The organism is Vreelandella mediterranea (genome assembly GCF_970647075.1).
The window spans coordinates 1,179,997-1,196,909 of the sequence record NZ_OZ310198.1 but is presented as its reverse complement, the minus strand read 5'-3'; the positions used below and the strand labels follow the sequence as shown (position 1 = coordinate 1,196,909).

Annotated in this window: 16 protein-coding genes and 4 tRNA genes; 11 read left to right on the top strand and 9 right to left on the bottom strand. The window is 60.8% G+C overall.

Annotated features, from left to right (window positions below; genetic code table 11):
- Nucleotides 1-67: 67 nt before the first annotated feature.
- Both dnaX and grxD read right to left on the bottom strand, forming a co-directional pair.
- Nucleotides 68-2,068, bottom strand: a complete 2,001-nt coding sequence (gene dnaX, locus ACWFVE_RS05635) for a DNA polymerase III subunit gamma/tau (RefSeq protein ID WP_447528300.1) — start codon at nucleotides 2,066-2,068, stop codon at nucleotides 68-70.
- Nucleotides 2,069-2,205: 137 nt separating this feature from the next.
- Complete coding sequence (gene grxD, locus ACWFVE_RS05630) at nucleotides 2,206-2,562, bottom strand: Grx4 family monothiol glutaredoxin (protein WP_447528299.1); 357 nt, start codon at nucleotides 2,560-2,562, stop codon at nucleotides 2,206-2,208.
- 198 nt (nucleotides 2,563-2,760) lie between these two features.
- On the opposite strand from grxD, the gene argF reads away from it, so the two are divergent.
- A complete protein-coding gene (gene argF, locus ACWFVE_RS05625) occupies nucleotides 2,761-3,678 on the top strand; it encodes an ornithine carbamoyltransferase (protein ID WP_447528298.1) in 918 nt (305 codons plus the stop codon).
- Between the two features lie 92 nt (nucleotides 3,679-3,770).
- Here the strand turns inward: argF and ACWFVE_RS05620 are convergent.
- A tRNA-Ala gene (locus tag ACWFVE_RS05620) sits at nucleotides 3,771-3,846 on the bottom strand.
- A gap of 196 nt (nucleotides 3,847-4,042) precedes the next feature.
- On the opposite strand from ACWFVE_RS05620, the gene uvrY reads away from it, so the two are divergent.
- From uvrY to ACWFVE_RS05590, 6 genes are all read left to right on the top strand, one after another.
- A complete protein-coding gene (uvrY, locus tag ACWFVE_RS05615; RefSeq protein ID WP_447528297.1) occupies nucleotides 4,043-4,693 on the top strand; it encodes a UvrY/SirA/GacA family response regulator transcription factor in 651 nt (216 codons plus the stop codon).
- Between the two features lie 41 nt (nucleotides 4,694-4,734).
- Complete coding sequence (gene uvrC, locus ACWFVE_RS05610; RefSeq protein WP_447528296.1) at nucleotides 4,735-6,549, top strand: excinuclease ABC subunit UvrC; 1,815 nt, start codon at nucleotides 4,735-4,737, stop codon at nucleotides 6,547-6,549.
- Between the two features lie 95 nt (nucleotides 6,550-6,644).
- Nucleotides 6,645-7,193: a CDP-diacylglycerol--glycerol-3-phosphate 3-phosphatidyltransferase gene (pgsA, locus tag ACWFVE_RS05605; RefSeq protein WP_447528295.1), complete on the top strand. Its 549-nt coding sequence runs from the start codon at nucleotides 6,645-6,647 to the stop codon at nucleotides 7,191-7,193.
- Nucleotides 7,194-7,322: 129 nt separating this feature from the next.
- A tRNA-Gly gene (locus tag ACWFVE_RS05600) sits at nucleotides 7,323-7,397 on the top strand.
- An 83-nt stretch (nucleotides 7,398-7,480) separates the two neighbouring features.
- Nucleotides 7,481-7,554 (top strand) — tRNA-Cys (locus tag ACWFVE_RS05595).
- 48 nt (nucleotides 7,555-7,602) lie between these two features.
- Nucleotides 7,603-7,689: transfer RNA gene (locus ACWFVE_RS05590), tRNA-Leu, on the top strand.
- 126 nt (nucleotides 7,690-7,815) lie between these two features.
- Here the strand turns inward: ACWFVE_RS05590 and ACWFVE_RS05585 are convergent.
- Nucleotides 7,816-8,193 (bottom strand): hypothetical protein, encoded by a 378-nt coding sequence (locus tag ACWFVE_RS05585; protein WP_447528294.1) that lies wholly within the window; start codon nucleotides 8,191-8,193, stop codon nucleotides 7,816-7,818.
- Nucleotides 8,174-8,467 carry an FAD assembly factor SdhE gene (locus tag ACWFVE_RS05580; RefSeq protein ID WP_447528293.1) on the bottom strand — a complete coding sequence of 98 codons (294 nt, stop codon included), beginning with the start codon at nucleotides 8,465-8,467 and terminating at the stop codon, nucleotides 8,174-8,176. Before ACWFVE_RS05580 ends, ACWFVE_RS05585 begins: the two co-directional genes overlap by 20 nt.
- 205 nt (nucleotides 8,468-8,672) lie before the next feature.
- Between ACWFVE_RS05580 and ACWFVE_RS05575 the strand changes: the two genes are divergently transcribed.
- The 3 genes from ACWFVE_RS05575 (at nucleotide 8,673) to lapB (ending at nucleotide 10,583) form a co-directional block, all read left to right on the top strand.
- Nucleotides 8,673-8,969, top strand: a complete 297-nt coding sequence (locus ACWFVE_RS05575; RefSeq protein ID WP_447528292.1) for an integration host factor subunit beta — start codon at nucleotides 8,673-8,675, stop codon at nucleotides 8,967-8,969.
- A gap of 108 nt (nucleotides 8,970-9,077) precedes the next feature.
- Nucleotides 9,078-9,383: a lipopolysaccharide assembly protein LapA domain-containing protein gene (locus tag ACWFVE_RS05570; protein ID WP_447528291.1), complete on the top strand. Its 306-nt coding sequence runs from the start codon at nucleotides 9,078-9,080 to the stop codon at nucleotides 9,381-9,383.
- Nucleotides 9,384-10,583: a lipopolysaccharide assembly protein LapB gene (gene lapB, locus ACWFVE_RS05565; RefSeq protein WP_447528290.1), complete on the top strand. Its 1,200-nt coding sequence runs from the start codon at nucleotides 9,384-9,386 to the stop codon at nucleotides 10,581-10,583.
- A gap of 12 nt (nucleotides 10,584-10,595) precedes the next feature.
- On the opposite strand, the gene pyrF is transcribed toward lapB, so the two are convergent.
- Nucleotides 10,596-11,291 carry an orotidine-5'-phosphate decarboxylase gene (gene pyrF, locus ACWFVE_RS05560; protein ID WP_447528289.1) on the bottom strand — a complete coding sequence of 232 codons (696 nt, stop codon included), beginning with the start codon at nucleotides 11,289-11,291 and terminating at the stop codon, nucleotides 10,596-10,598.
- Nucleotides 11,292-11,513: 222 nt separating this feature from the next.
- Between pyrF and ACWFVE_RS05555 the strand changes: the two genes are divergently transcribed.
- Entirely contained in the window at nucleotides 11,514-11,792 is a 279-nt protein-coding gene (locus ACWFVE_RS05555; protein WP_447528288.1) for a ComEA family DNA-binding protein, read from the top strand.
- An 89-nt stretch (nucleotides 11,793-11,881) separates the two neighbouring features.
- Here the strand turns inward: ACWFVE_RS05555 and prpF are convergent, their stop codons facing one another.
- The 3 genes from prpF to prpC form a co-directional block, all read right to left on the bottom strand.
- Complete coding sequence (gene prpF / locus ACWFVE_RS05550) at nucleotides 11,882-13,057, bottom strand: 2-methylaconitate cis-trans isomerase PrpF (RefSeq protein ID WP_447528287.1); 1,176 nt, start codon at nucleotides 13,055-13,057, stop codon at nucleotides 11,882-11,884.
- A 65-nt stretch (nucleotides 13,058-13,122) separates the two neighbouring features.
- Nucleotides 13,123-15,759 carry a Fe/S-dependent 2-methylisocitrate dehydratase AcnD gene (gene acnD, locus ACWFVE_RS05545; RefSeq protein WP_447528286.1) on the bottom strand — a complete coding sequence of 879 codons (2,637 nt, stop codon included), beginning with the start codon at nucleotides 15,757-15,759 and terminating at the stop codon, nucleotides 13,123-13,125.
- Between the two features lie 9 nt (nucleotides 15,760-15,768).
- Entirely contained in the window at nucleotides 15,769-16,896 is a 1,128-nt protein-coding gene (gene prpC, locus ACWFVE_RS05540; protein WP_447528285.1) for a bifunctional 2-methylcitrate synthase/citrate synthase, read from the bottom strand.
- Nucleotides 16,897-16,913: the final 17 nt, after the last annotated feature.

Genomic DNA, 16,913 nt, shown 5'->3' with positions numbered 1-16,913 from the left:
GCGTTCTCTCCCTGGATAATAGATCAGTGCGTTACCAGCATAAGCGTAAGCCGTAACCGTCCGGCTGTCATAGCGACTCCGGGGTTTTTGGCTTGACGCTGGATTCGTTGAGCGTCGCCCCGAAGGCTTGCTGTAATTTCTGTATATTGGGGTCGCGTTGCAATAGATCAACGGCCTCTTTGTGCCGCTCGCGCTGAAAGCGAAGCGTCTGATCCCGCGCGGTTTCCACGCCACTGTCGAGCTCGGCCACCTCGAAGCTGACCCGGCGCTTGAGCCCCTGCTCGCCCAGCGCTTTTTCGATGCGCGTTTGGTGGACATCCGCCTGCATCGCCGACTGACTAGGGTCGAGCTGCAATGTAATGGTCTGCCCGTCGTCACTGGCCAACTGGCAGTGGGCGGCCAGATTACGCGTAAGCCCGCCAAGGCCCAGCGTATCGAAAAGGTTCAGCCAGCGCGCGTGGTCAAGCCGGGTATCGGCATCGAGCGGCGCCTCGGATGCCTCGGGTACCGCGGGTGCGGGCTGGGCAGCGGGAGCCTCTACGGGCTCGGGAGCAACGCCGGCTTGGTGATCTGGCGCGTGCTCTGGTTCTGGCTCTGGTTCTGGCGCATCCGGATAGTCGAACTCGGGCGCCTCCGGGGCAGGCTCGTTCGGCGCGCCCTCTTGCACGGGTTCATCTGCCCGCTCCGGCGCTTTCGCATCGAAAGCGGTCTCGGGGGCGTCGCCGTAGGGGGTTGGTTCGTCCATTGCCCAGGGCGGCGGCGCCTGATCGGCAGGCTCGCTCTTTTGAGTGTCCTGCACTGGCGTATCCTGCACCGGCGCGGGCGAAGGCGCCTCGGGCGCCGGTGCAGGCTCAGGCTTTTTTGGCTCGACCGCTTCTTGCGAGGCGCTGGCTTGCTCGGGGGCGGCGTGCTCGCCAGCAGGCTCGGCGCGCAGCGGCAGCGGCGTGCGCGGCGGCTTGGGCACGCCCTGAGGGCGAAACGCCAGCATACGCAGAAGCGTCATTTCCAGCGCGCTGCGCAAGTCCGGGGCGTGTTCCATATCGCCGCGGCCCTGAATGCCGATCTGGTAGTAGAGCTGGATATCCTCGGCGGTGAAACGCTTGGCAAGCGTGAGAATCGTGTCACGATCGCCGTGGCTGTTGTCCACGGCACCGGGGACCATCTGGGCGACCGCCAGGCGGTGCAAAATAGCGCTCAGCTCGTCGAGCACTGCGGCGAAGTCCGGCCCCTGCTCCGAAAGCATGGCGACTTCCGTTAGCAGCGCCTGAACGTCGACATCCGCCAGTGCCTGGGCCAGCGCCATGATATGGCGATGGTCGAGGGTGCCGAGCATCGCCGCTACGTCGGCGTGGCGCACCGTCCCCTGGCCGAAAGCGATCGCCTGATCGGTCAGGCTCATGGCATCGCGCATCGAGCCTTCGGCGGCCTTGCCCAAAAGCCACAGGGCGCTCTCTTCGAACTCGACGCCCTCTTGTCCCAGCACGAACGTCAGATGCTCGACCACCCGCTCCGGCGGCATGTGCTTCAAGGTAAACTGCAAACAGCGCGAGAGCACCGTCGGCGGCAGCTTCTGAGGATCGGTGGTAGCGAGCAGGAATTTGACGTGGGGCGGCGGCTCTTCCAGCGTTTTCAGCAGCGCGTTGAAACTGCTGGTCGAGAGCATGTGCACCTCATCGATGAGATACACCTTGTAGCGTCCCTGCGTCGGCGCGTACTGAACGTTATCGAGAAGCTCGCGGGTGTCTTCCACCTTGGTGCGCGAGGCGGCGTCGACTTCGATCAGGTCGACAAAGCGCCCCTCGTCGATGGCGCGGCAGCTATCGCATGCACCGCACGGCGTAGAGGTAATGCCCTCGTCGCCGTCACCGCCCGCGGTGCAGTTCAGGCACTTGGCGAGTATACGCGCCAAGGTGGTCTTACCGACCCCACGGGTGCCGGTAAACAGATAGGCGTGATGAAGGCGCCCCTGGTCGAGGGCGTTGACCAGCGCACGCTGAACATGGGTCTGCCCCACCAGCTCGTGAAATGTACGCGGGCGCCATTTGCGGGCCAGAACCTGATAGCTCATTGAGCATTACTTCCTTGGGCGGGCTAACTCATCCGGCGCGGCCTGGCGCCGGATGAACACAACATCGAGTAACGTCAAGCGATGGCAAAACGCCATGCTAGCGGTTGAATGAGAGCCCGCCAGCCGCTTGGCACGCGTTACTCGCTAGGGGCGTCGCTGCCCTCGTTGGCGGTGGCGCGCTGACCGGCATCCTTGATGAGCTTTTCGAGCTCGCCGCTTTGGTGCATTTCCATCACGATATCGCAGCCGCCCACCAGCTCGCCTTCGACCCAAAGCTGAGGGAAGGTCGGCCAGTTGGCAACCTTGGGCAGCTCGCTGCGAATATCCGGGTTGTCCAGCACGTTGACGAAGGCGAAACGCTCGCCGCAGCTCATTAGTGCCTGAACGGTTTGGGCCGAAAACCCGCATTGAGGCAGCTGAGGCGTGCCTTTCATGTAGATAAGAATCGGGTTTTCGCCGATTTGACGCTGAATATTCTCAACCGTTGTGCTCATGACGTACTCCTTCGATCGGTGGCGCGGTCGGCGCTAGTTTACGCGACTCAAAGTATCTGTTTAACCCTACCGCAACATAATGGCGATACCTGAGTAAACTACTCGGCTTTACCAATCCCCCTATTCTACCCATGCCGATGGCGTTGCGCATCCCCTGCGCCCTCGCTAGGATGGGGTATTTACGTGGAGAGACGCACCATGGCGACCCGCCATTTTCTGACCCTGATGGATTTAAGCCAGGATGAGCTCGCCTACTTGATGCAGCGCGCCATTTTGATCAAAACCGAGCTGAAAGCCCAGGGGCCGATCTACACACCGTTCAAAAACCGAACGCTTGCGATGATTTTCGAAAAATCCTCCACGCGTACCCGCGTTTCTTTCGAGACGGGTATGACCCAGTTCGGCGGCCATGCGCTGTTTCTTTCCCCTCGCGACAGCCAGCTCGGTCGCGGCGAGCCGATCGAAGATACCGCCCGCGTGCTCTCGGAAATGGTCGATGCGGTCATGATTCGCACCTTTTCCCACGCAGGCATCGAAACCTTCGCAGCGGCCAGCACCGTGCCGGTGATCAACGCGCTCAGCGATGACTATCACCCCTGCCAGCTGCTGGCTGACATCATGACCTGGATCGAGCATCGCGGTAGCGTCGAAGGCCGCACGGCGGTTTGGGTGGGTGATGGCAACAACATGTGTCACTCGTGGATCAACGCCGCGCGCCAGTTCGACTTCAACCTGCACGTCTGCTGCCCGAAGGGCTACGAGCCTCGCGCCGATATTCTAAAGGCTGCCGGAGAGCGCGTGACGCTTTTCCACGACCCGGTCGAGGCGACCCGCGGCGTAGACCTGATCACCACCGACGTCTGGGCCTCGATGGGCCAGGAAGAAGAGCAAGCCAAGCGCGAAGCGGACTTCGCCGGCTTCCAAGTGACCGAGGCCATGCTCGATAATGCCAAAGCGGATGCGCTATTTTTGCACTGCCTGCCCGCCCACCGTGGCGAGGAGATCAGCGAAACCCTGCTCGACGACCCGCGCGCCGTGGTCTGGCAAGAAGCCGGTAACCGCCTGCACGCGCAAAAAGCACTGATGGAATTTTTACTACTGGGTAAAATCACCTGAGCGCCGCGCCCGGCCGGGTGCCGGGCGCTTTCGTACAAAGCCAAACGACAGGCACAAAAAAGCCTCGTTGAAAAACGAGGCTTTTGGAAATTTGGTGGAGCCTAGCGGGATCGAACCGCTGACCTCAACACTGCCAGTGTTGCGCTCTCCCAGCTGAGCTAAGGCCCCTTATCAAACCAGCGCTTATATAGCGACTGGATTGATGCAATTGCTTCCAAGTGCGCGGCGAATATTAGAGCAGACCCAGACTCAAGTCAAGACGCTTTATTGAACAGTAAATACTAATTTTCCTTCAATAGAAGCTATGGCACTCTACGGCAAAGCCGATACCGGGTTTCAAGCGCATTGTATCAGGAGCACCCTCGTGATTAACGTACTCATCGCTGATGACCACCACCTGGTGAGGAGCAGTATCGCGCACTTGCTGGACGAAGAGTGCGATATTCATATTGCGGGCGAAGCCGACGATGGCGAAAGCGCTGTCTCGCTTTGTCGCAAGCTGAAGCCGGATCTGGTGCTCATGGATATTCGTATGCCCGGCATTGGCGGGCTAGAGGCGACTCGGCGCATCTGTCGCACCATGAAAAACGTGCGCGTACTGATTCTGACCGCCTACGTAGAAGACAGCACGTTAAGGCGTATGCTGGAGGCCGGCGCGTCAGGTTTTTTAAGCAAGGGGGCCGATGCCACGGAGATGATCGAGGCCATCCGTCAAATCGATAGCGGTGGGCGCTACGTAAGCCAAGAGATCGCCCAGCGCCTGGCGCTGGCCCACTTCACCGAAGAAGATAGCCCGTTTCAAAACCTCTCACCCCGCGAACTCCAGATCGCGCTGATGATCGTCAACTGTCAGCGCGTTCAGGACATCTCCGACCGCCTCCATCTGAGCCCCAAAACGGTCAACACTTACCGCTATAGGCTGTTCGAAAAGCTGGAAGTGGCCAGCGACGTCGAGCTTACCCATTTAGCGCTGCGCTACGGGCTGGTGGAGGGCTTTGACGCGCGCCAGGGTTAGGCCTACCATCCAGTTCCTGCCCCAGCACTTCTAAGCGCTCTATGACTTTCGATGCCAAGCAATTTTTAAGCTCGGTAAGCACCTCCCCGGGTGTTTACCGTATGCTCGATGACCAGCAAAACACGCTTTACGTCGGCAAGGCGAAGCGTCTCAAGGCGCGCCTGTCGAGTTATTTCCGCGGCCAGCTCAACGCCAAGACCCAGGCGATGGTGGCGCGCATTGCCGACGTGCAAGTGACCGTCACCCGCACCGAAACCGAAGCGCTGCTGCTCGAGCAAACCCTGATCAAGGAGCTGCGTCCGCCCTATAACATCCTGCTGCGCGACGACAAGTCCTACCCCTTCGTTTTCGTTACCGACCGCCACCCTTATCCTGCGCTCGAGTACAAGCGCGCACGTCAGCGTCGGGGTGACGGCCGCTACCTGGGGCCCTACCCCAGTAGCGGCGCGGTGAAGGAGAGTCTAACGCTGATGCAGAAAATCTTTCGCATCCGCAACTGCGAAGACAGCGTGTTCGCCAACCGCAGCCGGCCTTGCCTTCAGTACCAGATCGACCGCTGCAGCGCCCCCTGCGTGGACTATATTTCTCAACAAGAGTATCAGCGCGACGTCGAGCACGCCGTGATGTGCCTGGAGGGGAAAAGCGAGCACGTCACCCAAACGCTCAGCGATCAAATGGAAGCCGCAAGCCAGGCGCTCGACTTCGAAGAAGCCGGGCGCCTGCGCGACCAGATCGTCAAGCTCAGACAGCTTCAGCAGCGTCAGTTCGTGGATAACGAAAGCGGCGACGCGGATATTTTCGCGCTTGCCCATCGCCCCGGCGCCCAAGGTATCTCGGTCATGAGCATACGCGATGGGCGACTTCTAGGCGCCCGCCACCACACGCCCAAAAACGACCTGGAACTAAGCGATGAGATGCTCTTGACCGAAGTCGTCAGCCAATACTATTTCGGCCAGCCGCATAACGTGCCCGCCGAGGTCATTACCAGCCACGCCCTGGACGATAGCCAACTGATTGCCGACGCGCTGAGCCAGCAGGCCGGCAAGCGAGTGCGCGTCGCCCACCAGGTACGCGGCCACCGTGCACAATGGCAAAAACTGGCGATGACCAACGCCGAGCAGCAATTGGCCTCCCAACTCGCCAACAAGACGCAGCTCATGGCACGTTTCGAGGCGCTGCAGAAAGCGCTGGACCTGGAGAAAGCGCCCGAGCGGCTGGAGTGTTTCGACATCAGCCACAGCCAGGGCGAGGCAACGGTGGCGTCGTGCGTGGTATTCGACCAGCAAGGCCCGCGCAAAAGCGACTACCGCCATTTTCGTATCGAAGGCGTGGCCGCCGGCGACGACTACGCCGCGATGCAGCAGGCGCTGACGAGGCGCTTGAAGCGGGTCAAAAGCGGCGAAGCCGTCGCACCGGATATTTTGATCGTCGATGGCGGCAAGGGACAGCTCAATATGGCCCGAGGCGTTATCGGCGAGCTTGGGGTCGACGGCATCATTTTGCTCGGTGTAGCGAAGGGCACGACGCGCAAGGCCGGGCTCGAGACGCTGTTTCTGGAGAGCAGCGATAACCCGCTACCGATGGACCCGGCCTCGCCCGCCCTTCATCTGATTCAGCACATTCGCGACGAGTCGCACCGCTTTGCGATTGCCGGCCACCGTGCTCAGCGCGACAAGGCCCGACGCACATCCACCTTGCAGGATATCCCCGGCGTGGGCCCCAAGCGCCGCCGGGAGCTGCTGCGCTTTTTTGGTGGATTGCAGGGCGTGCAGAAAGCAAGCAAGGATGAGCTTGCCCGAGTACCGGGGATTAGCGCGGCCATGGCGGCGACTATCTATCAGGCGCTGAACGGATAATCCACCACCGGCATGGATGCCGCGCCTCAAGGCGGATAGAATAGCGCCTACATACGTTTGATTCCCTGATTCTCCGGCAAGGATCGCGCCCTGCGATGAATATACCCAACATATTGACTCTGGCAAGAATCGTTTTCATCCCCCTATTGGTGGTGCTCTTCTATCTGCCCTATGGCTGGAGCATGCCGCTGGCGGCGGGGCTGTTCGCCCTGGCGTCGGTCACCGACTGGCTGGATGGCTATTTGGCCAGACTCTGGAATCAGTCGACCCCGTTCGGCGCCTTCCTCGACCCGGTGGCAGATAAGCTGATGGTCGCGGTGGCGCTGGCCTTGCTCATCGAACGCTTCGATAGCGCCCTGCTGACCCTGCCGGCGCTGGTGATTATCGGGCGCGAAATCGTCATCTCGGCGCTGCGCGAGTGGATGGCGGAGATGGGCAAGCGCGGCATGGTCGCCGTTTCCTGGATCGGAAAGCTCAAAACCACCCTGCAGATGGTGGCACTTTTGGTACTACTGGTGTTTCCACCGGGACACGACATCGCAATGGTCGGTGTGGCCATCCTTTACGCGGCGGCGATTTTAACGCTCTGGTCGATGCTCCAGTATCTGCACGCGGCCTGGCCGCACCTGAGCCGTTCGATGTAATAGCCCAAGGCGCAGCCTTCGGCAGCGGCCTACGCCCAGGCGCGTTAAATGCAGTATCTTATTGTACGTATTGAGCATTTCTTCGATTGACAAGTCTGCGTCAGTGCGTATAATTCGCCCTCGAGTCGAGCGGGAATAGCTCAGTGGTAGAGCATCGCCTTGCCAAGGCGAGGGTCGAGAGTTCGAATCTCTTTTCCCGCTCCATTTTGGATAGCAGGTTTAAGCAGTGGGTCGAAAGCTGGTGCGCCAGTCCGATCGAATCTCTTTTCCCGCTCCATCGACTCCAAGGCTGGATGGCAGAGTGGTTATGCAGCGGACTGCAACTCCGTGTACGCCGGTTCGATTCCGACTCCAGCCTCCATATCCCATGACAGCGTCGCGATATCCTCCATCGTAGACGCTGTTATACGCCCGGATGGCGAAATCGGTAGACGCAAGAGACTTAAAATCTCTCGGGGGTAACCCCGTGCCGGTTCAAGTCCGGCTCCGGGCACCACCTTTTCTTTCGTTTTCCCCGATACGCTCACGGCACTTTGCCGGGTTTCTTTGTGTATCACTCCCCTCGTAACGCTTTAAACCCTATCGCCAAGCGCTTTTCGCTGCGCTACTTTCGCCTCACGCTTTAATGGCCCGGGCGATGCAGTCGTCGCCGCAGCGCCCGGTGGTTTTCGCTCCGCAGACTATCCGGCCAGAGCCAAAGCCGCTCCCCTCCCACCTCCAGTCCCAAAAGCCATGACCCAAGGTAGTGGCAGCGAAGCGGCTGCTGGTCGCCGAGATCGCCACTGGCGAGCACCCAGCGCGCATAGAGCGCATCGTCAATCGGCTGGATGTAAAGCGAACCCGCCGGCTGGCGACGGGCGTGATGGGCGATCAAAAAAAGCATGACCGGCAAAGCACAAAGCACCCAAAGCGGCGAAGCGAAAGCGAGGCTTACGCCTAAAAGCCCCGCCGTCAGCGCCGAATGAATCAGCGCAGGGTAGTTAGAGCGTGCGATAGGCACTGTTATCGGTGGTTTCGGCATGCTCGACAATCATTTGAACCAGGCGGCGAAGGTCAGGATCGGCTGGCCACTCACGATGCATCAGCCAAACGAATAGATCCTGATCTTCTTCTTCGATCAGGCGCTGATAGGTCGACCGATCTTCTGCGGAAAGCGAGTCGAAGCGGTTTTCGAGGAAAGGAATAAGCAATAGATCCAGCTCCCACATGCCGCGGCGTGAATGCCAGTAAAGCCGTTTACGGAGAATGGCCTCCGGGGATGTATCGTCGCTCAACGTGGACCTCTACGAATTCGAAAATGAAAAGTCAGTATACCTGAGCTGTAGGGTCGCGCCAGCGCCCCGCTTCGCCTATGCTGTTATTCGACCTAGTACCTTGTTTTATCTAAATTGTTTTATAACACAATGCGCAGTATGCTGAGATGGATGTTATTCAGGCCGTAAGCTTTTACGACCTTTAACGTTTGCAGGGAGCCAACCGATGACCAAATCTGAATTAATCGAACAAATCGCGATGCGTCAACCGGAGCTATCCGCCAAGGAAGTCGAAACGGCGGTTCGTATTATTTTGGATGACATGACAGACGCCCTCTCAAGTGGTGGACGGGTCGAAATCCGCGGCTTTGGCAGCTTTTCGCTGCACTACCGCGAGCCGCGCATGGGCCGCAACCCCAAAACCGGCGACCCGGTGGACCTGGAGGGCAAGTATGTCCCCCACTTCAAACCCGGGAAAGAGCTTCGCGAGCAGGTGGATGCCAGCCGGGCACTGGGCTACTAAACGCGCCTTCACGCACCGGCTAAAACGCTGAAACACTTCAGGGATGACGCCGTGCCCCGACTCATACACAATAGACCCACCATGCACGTCACAGATTAGGAAATTCTCATGCGTTGGATCAAAGGGCTTTTACTGGCCATTATTTTACTGGTGGTGCTGCTTGTCGGCATTTTGTTCGCCGTCAACAACCAGCAGACGATTGCCCTGAACCTGATCTGGACAGAGCTTCCGCCGGTATCGCTATCGGTATGGCTACTCGCCACGCTCACCCTGGGCGTCATTCTGGGAATGCTTGCGATGCTGGGTGTTTATATCCGCTTGAAGGCGCGTTTGGCCCGCAGCGAGCGCCACAACAAGCAGCAGCAAAAAGAGCTGGATCGCCTGCGGACCCAGGAGTTCAAGGAAGTGGTGTAAATGCAGGACGTCGCGCTGCTTTGCACACTGCTTGCAGCCGTCGCTATCGGCTTTGGGCTGGGCGTGCGCTATCGCGCCAAACAAAGGTCAATCCGGCCGGCAAATCGGTCGCCTGCACTTTCCAAAGAGTATTTCGTCGGGCTCAACTATCTTCTCAACGAGCAGCCCGACGAGGCCATCAATACGTTCATCAATGCGCTGGACGTCAATAGCGAAACCGTCGAGACGCATATCGCCTTGGGTAAGCTCTTTCGCGCCCGGGGCGAGGCCGACAAGGCCGTCAGCATTCACCAGAACCTGCTCGCCCGCCCGGCGCTCTCCGTGTCCACCAACGAACACATTCAGCTCGAACTCGCCCAGGATTTCATCGCCCTGGGCGTTCACGACCGCGCCCAGCGGCTTTTAAAGACGCTGCTCGGCCAGACATCCAACGACACTTACCGGCTAAGCGCCAAGCGCCTTTTGCTCGATCTGCTCGACCGCGAACGCGAATGGCAGCAGGCACTGGATAACGTCCAGCCGATTCTCAAGCAGCAACCCGGTCTTCGCCGCGCGGCGGCCCACTGGCTTTGCGAACTCGCCGTCGAGGAGAAGGCACAGTCGAGCCGCCAGCTTGCGCGCAGACATTTGAAAAAAGCGCTGCAGATGGACGAGCACTGCGTACGGGCCACGCTTTTGTACGCCGAGCTCGACATGGAAAATGGCCACTATCAGCGCGCGATCGACTGGCTCGACCGAATCCCGGCTCAGGACGTGGATCACATTCCGACCATGCTCTCGGCGCTCAAGCACGCTTTCGAGCGCTCGGATAACCCCCAGGGCTTTGAAACCTACCTCTATAAGCTTCTTGGCCAGGCGCCCTACACCAGTGTGATCATTGCGCTGGGCGAACTCGTCCACCACCGCGATGGCGTGGACAGCGCCATCGAACGTACCGGCGAGTGGCTACGCGAAGCACCAAGCCTGGGTGGGCTCGACTACCTGATCGACCTGTACCTGCAAAGCGAACGGCTAAGCGGCAAGACCAAGCCGGACACGCGGCTTCTACTGCTAAAGCACCACACCGGCGCCCTGCTGGAGGGCCGCCCGCGCCACCGCTGTCGCCACTGCGGCCTCACCAGCGAAAACCTGGTGTGGCAGTGCCCTAGCTGCCGACGCTGGGGCACCATCAAACCGATAACCGGCATCGAAGGCGAATAGCAGCCCCGAGGGTTAGCCGATCTCCGCCTCTATCGCTTCGAGCGCGCCCATCGGTGACTCGGCTTGCGTGACCGGACGTCCTACCACCAAGTGGGTGCTACCCGCTTCGAGTGCCTCACCCGGCGTCATGATGCGCTGTTGATCATTGGCCGCGGCAAAGCGGGGGCGAATACCCGGGGTGACCTTCAAAAACGCGTCGCCACAGGCCTTTTTGATCGCCTTGGCTTCGCGGGCCGAACAGACCACTCCGGCCAGACCACTCTCCTGAGCCAGCCCCGCCAGGCGCATTACCTGCTCGTCGAGCCCTCCCATTACGCCAATATCCAAAAGCTCATCGCTTTGCATACTGGTGAGTACGGTCACGGCAATCAGGTGGGTTTCGAGGCCGTTCGCTTTCAGGCGATCCGCCGCCGCGCGCATCATCGACTGGCCGCCGCTGGCATGGACGTTGACCATCCATACGCCCTGTTCGGCGGCGGCCTGCACCGCCGCGGCCACGGTATTGGGAATATCGTGAAACTTGAGATCGAGAAAGACCTCGAAGCCGCGGCCGTGCAGCGCCTCGAGCACCGCCGGGCCGCTACGGGTAAAAAGCTCTTTACCCACCTTGACCCGGCAGCGGGCAGGGTCGAGCTGGTCCGCCATGCACAGTGCCTGGTCAAGCGAAGGGTAGTCGAGAGCGATAATAAGGGGAGAATCGGTTGCCACGGGCGCGCTCCTTGTTTGAACCGCACCATTATATCAGCCTTGCGATGCGCTTTTTGTAAGCGATTTCAACAGACGCTCAAGGGAAAATCCTACACATAGCGTCATACATGGATGACAGCGGCGTCCGCTTCCAACCACTAAGTTAATTAAGACCAAAGACACCTTAGAGGTCGTCTCTGGTACAAAACGAACACGATTCAAACACCATTAGAGGGGCTCATTATGCAGCGGATACTAAAAGGGTTAGTGGCGGCGGCCGCACTCGGCTTGAGTTTGAGCGGCGGGGCGTTTGCCCAATCGGTGGCGCCGATCAACGTCAACACGGCCGATGAGGAGCTGCTGGCCGAGCTTCCCGGGGTAGGGCCCAGCCGTGCGGTGGCGATCATCGAGGAGCGCGACGCCAATGGCAGCTTCGAAAACGCTAATGATTTAACCCGTGTCAGCGGCATTGGCGAAGCCACCGTCAGCTCGATGGAAGATCAGATCGTCTTCGAAGAGTAACGCCTGAAAGAGCGTAACGCCTGAAAGAAAGACCGCCGCCCTGCCCACCTGCCCGGTGATCAGGGCGGCAGCTTTAACGGCGCCGGCGTTTAAAAATCTCCCGGTACGAAGACCGTCCCTTTCATCAGCACTCGCGCGCTGCGGCTCATCAGCGCCTGGTCGATCTGCCAGCGGCCCTCGACGAGACTTGCTTTGGCACCCACGTGCAGTACACCGGACGGATGGCCAAAGGTGACCGCCTCGATCTCGCCACCCCCGGCGGCTATATTGACCAGCGTTCCTTCAATGGCCGCTGCCGAGGCAATCGCCACCGCCGCGGTGCCCATCATGGCATGGTGAAGCTTGCCCATGGAGAGCGCACGCACGACCAGGTCGATCTCTTCGGCGCTGACCTCCTTGCCGCTCGAGGCGCTGTAGCGCGCCGCTGGAGCGACGAAGGCGACCTTGGGCGTGTGCTGGCGTGCCCCCGCCTGCTCGATAGTGCTCGCAAGCCCCATTTTCACCGAACCATGGGTGCGGATGGCTTCGAACTTGGCAAGTGCGGCGGGGTCACTATTGATCGCCTCCTGAAGCTCGACGCCGGTATAACCCACCTCGTCGGCATTGACGAATATGGTCGGGATACCCGCATTGATCATGGTCGCTTTCAGCGTGCCCACCCCCGTCACTTCCAGCTCATCGACCAGATTGCCCGTCGGGAAGATCGCGCCTTCGCCGTCGGCGGGGTCGACAAAAGCGATCGGAATCTCGGCGGCGGGAAACGTCACGCCGTCGAGCTCGAAATCGCCGGTTTCCTGAACCTGCCCCCGGGTGATGGGCACCTTCGCGATAATCGTCTTGGCGATGTTCGCCTGCCAGATGCGTACCTCGGCCACGCCGTTAGCCGGGATTTTTGAAGCCTCGACCAGGCCTGCGCGAATCGCGAAGGGGCCCACCGCGGCGGAAAGGTTGCCACAGTTGCCGCTCCAGTCCACGAACGGCCGATCGATGGAGACCTGACCGAACAGGTAATCCACGTCGTGCCCCGGTGATTCGCTTTTGGAGAGAATCACCGCCTTGCTGGTACTCGACGTCGCCCCGCCCATACCGTCGATCTGCTTCTCGAAAGGGTCAGGGCTTCCCATCAGGCGAAGAAGCAGCGCATCGCGCACGGCCCCGGGGGTTTGTGCCGCCTTGGGCAGATCATTGAGCGTGAAAAAAACACCCTTGCTGGTGCCGCCACGCATGTAGGTCGCGGGGATCTCGATTTGGGGGCTCGTCGCCATGGCTTGGCTCCTGAAACGCCCGGGCTGGCCGGGCGTGAGTGAAGGGATAGGCAAAATACTGCGCGCTAGGCCGGGGTGGCCTCCAGAAAGTCCTGGGCGAAGCGCTGCAAGACGCCGCCGGCGGCGTAGATGGTGACCTCTTCGGCGGTGTCGAGCCGGCAGATCACCGGTACGCGCTCGGTAGCGCCGGCGCGATGGATCACCAGCGTCAAGGTAGCGCCGGGGGTGGCCTCGCCCTCCACGTCATACATCTCGGTGCCGTCCAGCGCCAAGGTCTTGCGCGTGGTGCCGGGCTCGAACTGAAGCGGCATCACGCCCATGCCCACCAGGTTGGTCCGGTGAATACGCTCGAAGCCTTCGGCGACGATGGCTTCCACACCGGCAAGGGCCACGCCCTTGGCCGCCCAGTCTCTTGATGAGCCTTGGCCGTAGTCGTTGCCGGCGATGATGATCAAGGGCTGCTTGCGCGCCATGTAGGCTTCGATCGCCTCCCACATGCGCACCACTTTGCCCTCGGGCTCGAGGCGCGCAAGCGAGCCCTGGCGCACGTGGCCCTGGTCATCGAGGGCCATCTCGTTGTAGAGCTTGGGGTTGGCGAAGGTCGCCCGCTGGGCGGTCAGATGATCGCCGCGGTGGGTGGCGTAGGAGTTGAAGTCCTCCTCCGGCAGGCCCATGTGCAGCAGGTATTCGCCAGCGGCGCTGTCCGGCAAAATGGCGTTCGACGGCGACAGGTGGTCGGTGGTGATGTTGTCCGGCAGTATCGCCAGCGGGCGCAGGCCCTTGAGCGCCCGCGCGCGGGCCATGTTTCCTTCCCAGTAAGGTGGGCGGCGAATATAGGTGCTTTGCGGGCGCCACTCGTAAAGGGGCGCGACGTGCGCCTTCTCGCTCTTGTCCAGGTCGAACATCGGAATGTAGGTCTGGCGAAACTGCTCGGGCTTGACCGCGGACGCCACGATGGCGTCGATCTCGCTGTCCTCCGGCCAGATATCCTTGAGCGTCACTGGGTGACCCTCGTCGTCAACGCCGAGCACGTCCTTTTCGATATCGAAGCGAATGGTCCCGGCGATGGCGTAGGCGACCACTAGCGGCGGCGAGGCCAGAAACGCCTGCTTGGCGTGGGGGTGGATACGCCCGTCGAAGTTACGGTTACCCGAGAGCACCGCCGTGGCGTACAAATCCCGCTCGACGATCTCTTGTTGAATCTTCGGGTCCAATGATCCGGACATGCCATTACAGGTCGTGCAGGCGTAGCCCACCACACCAAAGCCCAGCGTTTCCAGCTCGTCCATCAGCCCGGCCTCATCCAGGTACATCTTCACGGTTTTCGAACCCGGCGCCAGCGAGGACTTCACCCAGGGCTTGCGCAGTAGCCCCAGCCGGTTGGCGTTACGCGCAATCAGCCCCGCCGCGACCATGTTGCGCGGGTTGGAGGTATTGGTGCAGCTGGTAATCGCGGCGATGATCACCGCGCCATCCGGCATTCTGCCGGCAAGCTCGTCTTTCTGAGTCGCTTCAAACCCCACCGCGATACCGCGGCTTGCAAGCTCGGAGGTCGGCAGGTGCGCGTGGGGGTTCGACGGCCCGGCCAGGGTACGCGCCACGCTGGATAAATCGAAGGTCAGTACCCGCTCGTACTCGGCGGTTTTTAAATCATCCGCCCAGAGCCCGGTGTGTTTGGCGTAGGTTTCGACCAGCGCGACCTGTTCGTCGTCGCGCCCGGTGAGTTTCAGATAATCGATGGTTTGGCCGTCGATGTAGAACATGGCGGCACTGGCGCCGTATTCCGGGGTCATGTTGGAGATCGTCGCCCGGTCGCCGACGCTGAGCGCATCCGCCCCCTCCCCGTAAAACTCGAGATACGCCCCCACCACGCGCGCTTGGCGCAGAAATTCGGTAATCGCCAGCACCATGTCGGTGCCGGTAATGCCCGGGCCGAGTTTGCCCGTTAGCTCGACGCCGACGATATCCGGCAGGCGCATCATCGAGGCGCGCCCCAGCATCACGCTTTCCGCTTCGAGCCCACCCACGCCGACCGAGATCACCCCGAGGGCGTCGACCATCGGCGTATGGCTGTCGGTGCCCACACAAGTATCCGGAAAGGCGACGCGCGCGCCGGTATCGTCCGGGCGGCACTGCACCACCGGCGACATCTTCTCCAGATTGATCTGGTGCATGATGCCGTTGCCCGGCGGGATCACGTCGACGTTCTCGAAGGCGAGCTTGGTCCAGTTGATGAAGTGAAAACGGTCGTCGTTTCGCCGGTCTTCGATGGCGCGGTTCTTGCCAAAGGCCTGGTCGTCGTCGCCGTTGTGCTCCACCGCCAGCGAATGATCGACGATCAATTGAGTGGGCACCACCGGGTTCACCTGGGCCGGGTCGCCGCCGCGCTCGGCAATGGCATCCCTGAGCCCTGCCAGGTCGACCAGTGCGGTCTGGCCCAGAATGTCGTGGCACACCACCCGCGCCGGGTACCAGGGAAAATCGAGATCCCGGCGGCGCTCGATGAGCTGGTTGAGCGCATCCGTTAAAAGCCCCGGCTCGCAGCGGCGCACCAGCTGCTCGGCAAGCACCCGCGAGGTAAACGGCAGCCCCGCGTAGGCGCCGGGCTTGATTGCCTCCACCGCCTCATGGGCGTCGAAAAAGTCCACCGGTTCGCCGTCCATCGAGGCACCGGGCAAGGTTTTACGGTACTCGGTATTCATCACTGCCTCCTATTCGCGCTCTTCGATCGGCACCCACTCGCTCTTCTCCGGGCCGGTATAGTCGGCGCTGGGCCGGATGATGCGATTATTGGCGCGCTGTTCGAACACGTGGGCCGCCCAGCCGGTCAGCCTGGACATCACGAAAATCGGGGTGAAGAGCTTGGTGGGAATATCCATGAAGTGATAGGCGCTGGCGTGGAAGAAATCCGCGTTGCAGAAAAGCTTTTTCTCCCGCCACATCACCTCCTCACAGCGCTCGGAGACTTTGTAGAGCGTGGTATCGCCCACGTCTTCGCTGAGCTTTTTCGACCACTGCTTGATGATGTCGTTGCGCGGGTCCGACTCGCGGTAGATAGCGTGGCCAAAGCCCATGACCTTCTCCTTGCGCTCGAGCTTGCCGAGCATTTCGCGCTCGGCTTCCTCAGGAGATGCCCAGTCCTGGATCATCGCCATGGCCGCCTCGTTGGCCCCACCGTGCAGCGGGCCTCTCAATGAACCGATCGCCCCGGTCACGCAGGAGTGCATGTCCGAAAGGGTCGAGGCGCAGACCCGGGCGGTAAAGGTCGAGGCGTTGAACTCGTGCTCGGCGTAGAGAATCAAGGAGACGTTCATGACCCGGGCATGGAGCTCGGAGGCGGGCGCGCCGCGCAGCATATTCAAAAAGTGCCCGCCCACCGAGCTATCGTCGGTTTCGGTGTCGATGCGCACGCCGTCGTGGCTGAAGCGGTACCAGTAGCAGATGATCGAGGGCAGCACCGCTAAAAGCCGGTCGGCGACGTCCTGCTGCTCGTCGAAGCTCTCCTCGGTCTCCAGATTACCCAGCATCGAGGTGCCGGTGCGCATGACGTCCATCGGATGAGCGTCTTTAGGGATTTCCTCGAGCACCGTTTTGAGCGCCTCGGGCAAGCCCCGCATGTTTTTCAACTGCTCGATGTAGAGATCGAGCTCGGACTGGTTGGGCAGTTTGCCTTTCAGTAACAGGTAGGCGACCTCTTCGAATCGGGCCTTCTCGGCCAGCTCCTTGATGTCGAAGCCCCGATAGGTAAGCCCCGAACCGGTTTTGCCCACGGTACAAAGCGCGGTGCTACCCGCGCTTTGGCCACGAAGTCCCGCGCCTGCCAGCGTCTTGTCAGCCATGGTGTGTCTCCTTTTTT

Bases quoted from the DNA above. Each gene is read 5' to 3' on its own strand.
- uvrC (WP_447528296.1), top strand. From the start codon at position 4,735: ATGACTTTCGATGCCAAGCAATTTTTAAGCTCGGTAAGCACCTCCCCG.
- dnaX (WP_447528300.1), bottom strand. From the start codon at position 2,068: ATGAGCTATCAGGTTCTGGCCCGCAAATGGCGCCCGCGTACATTTCAC.
- acnD (WP_447528286.1), bottom strand. From the start codon at position 15,759: ATGAATACCGAGTACCGTAAAACCTTGCCCGGTGCCTCGATGGACGGC.
- ACWFVE_RS05570 (WP_447528291.1), top strand. From the start codon at position 9,078: ATGCGTTGGATCAAAGGGCTTTTACTGGCCATTATTTTACTGGTGGTG.
- ACWFVE_RS05575 (WP_447528292.1), top strand. From the start codon at position 8,673: ATGACCAAATCTGAATTAATCGAACAAATCGCGATGCGTCAACCGGAG.
- grxD (WP_447528299.1), bottom strand. From the start codon at position 2,562: ATGAGCACAACGGTTGAGAATATTCAGCGTCAAATCGGCGAAAACCCG.
- prpC (WP_447528285.1), bottom strand. From the start codon at position 16,896: ATGGCTGACAAGACGCTGGCAGGCGCGGGACTTCGTGGCCAAAGCGCG.
- prpF (WP_447528287.1), bottom strand. From the start codon at position 13,057: ATGGCGACGAGCCCCCAAATCGAGATCCCCGCGACCTACATGCGTGGC.
- pgsA (WP_447528295.1), top strand. From the start codon at position 6,645: ATGAATATACCCAACATATTGACTCTGGCAAGAATCGTTTTCATCCCC.
- ACWFVE_RS05555 (WP_447528288.1), top strand. From the start codon at position 11,514: ATGCAGCGGATACTAAAAGGGTTAGTGGCGGCGGCCGCACTCGGCTTG.
- lapB (WP_447528290.1), top strand. From the start codon at position 9,384: ATGCAGGACGTCGCGCTGCTTTGCACACTGCTTGCAGCCGTCGCTATC.
- argF (WP_447528298.1), top strand. From the start codon at position 2,761: ATGGCGACCCGCCATTTTCTGACCCTGATGGATTTAAGCCAGGATGAG.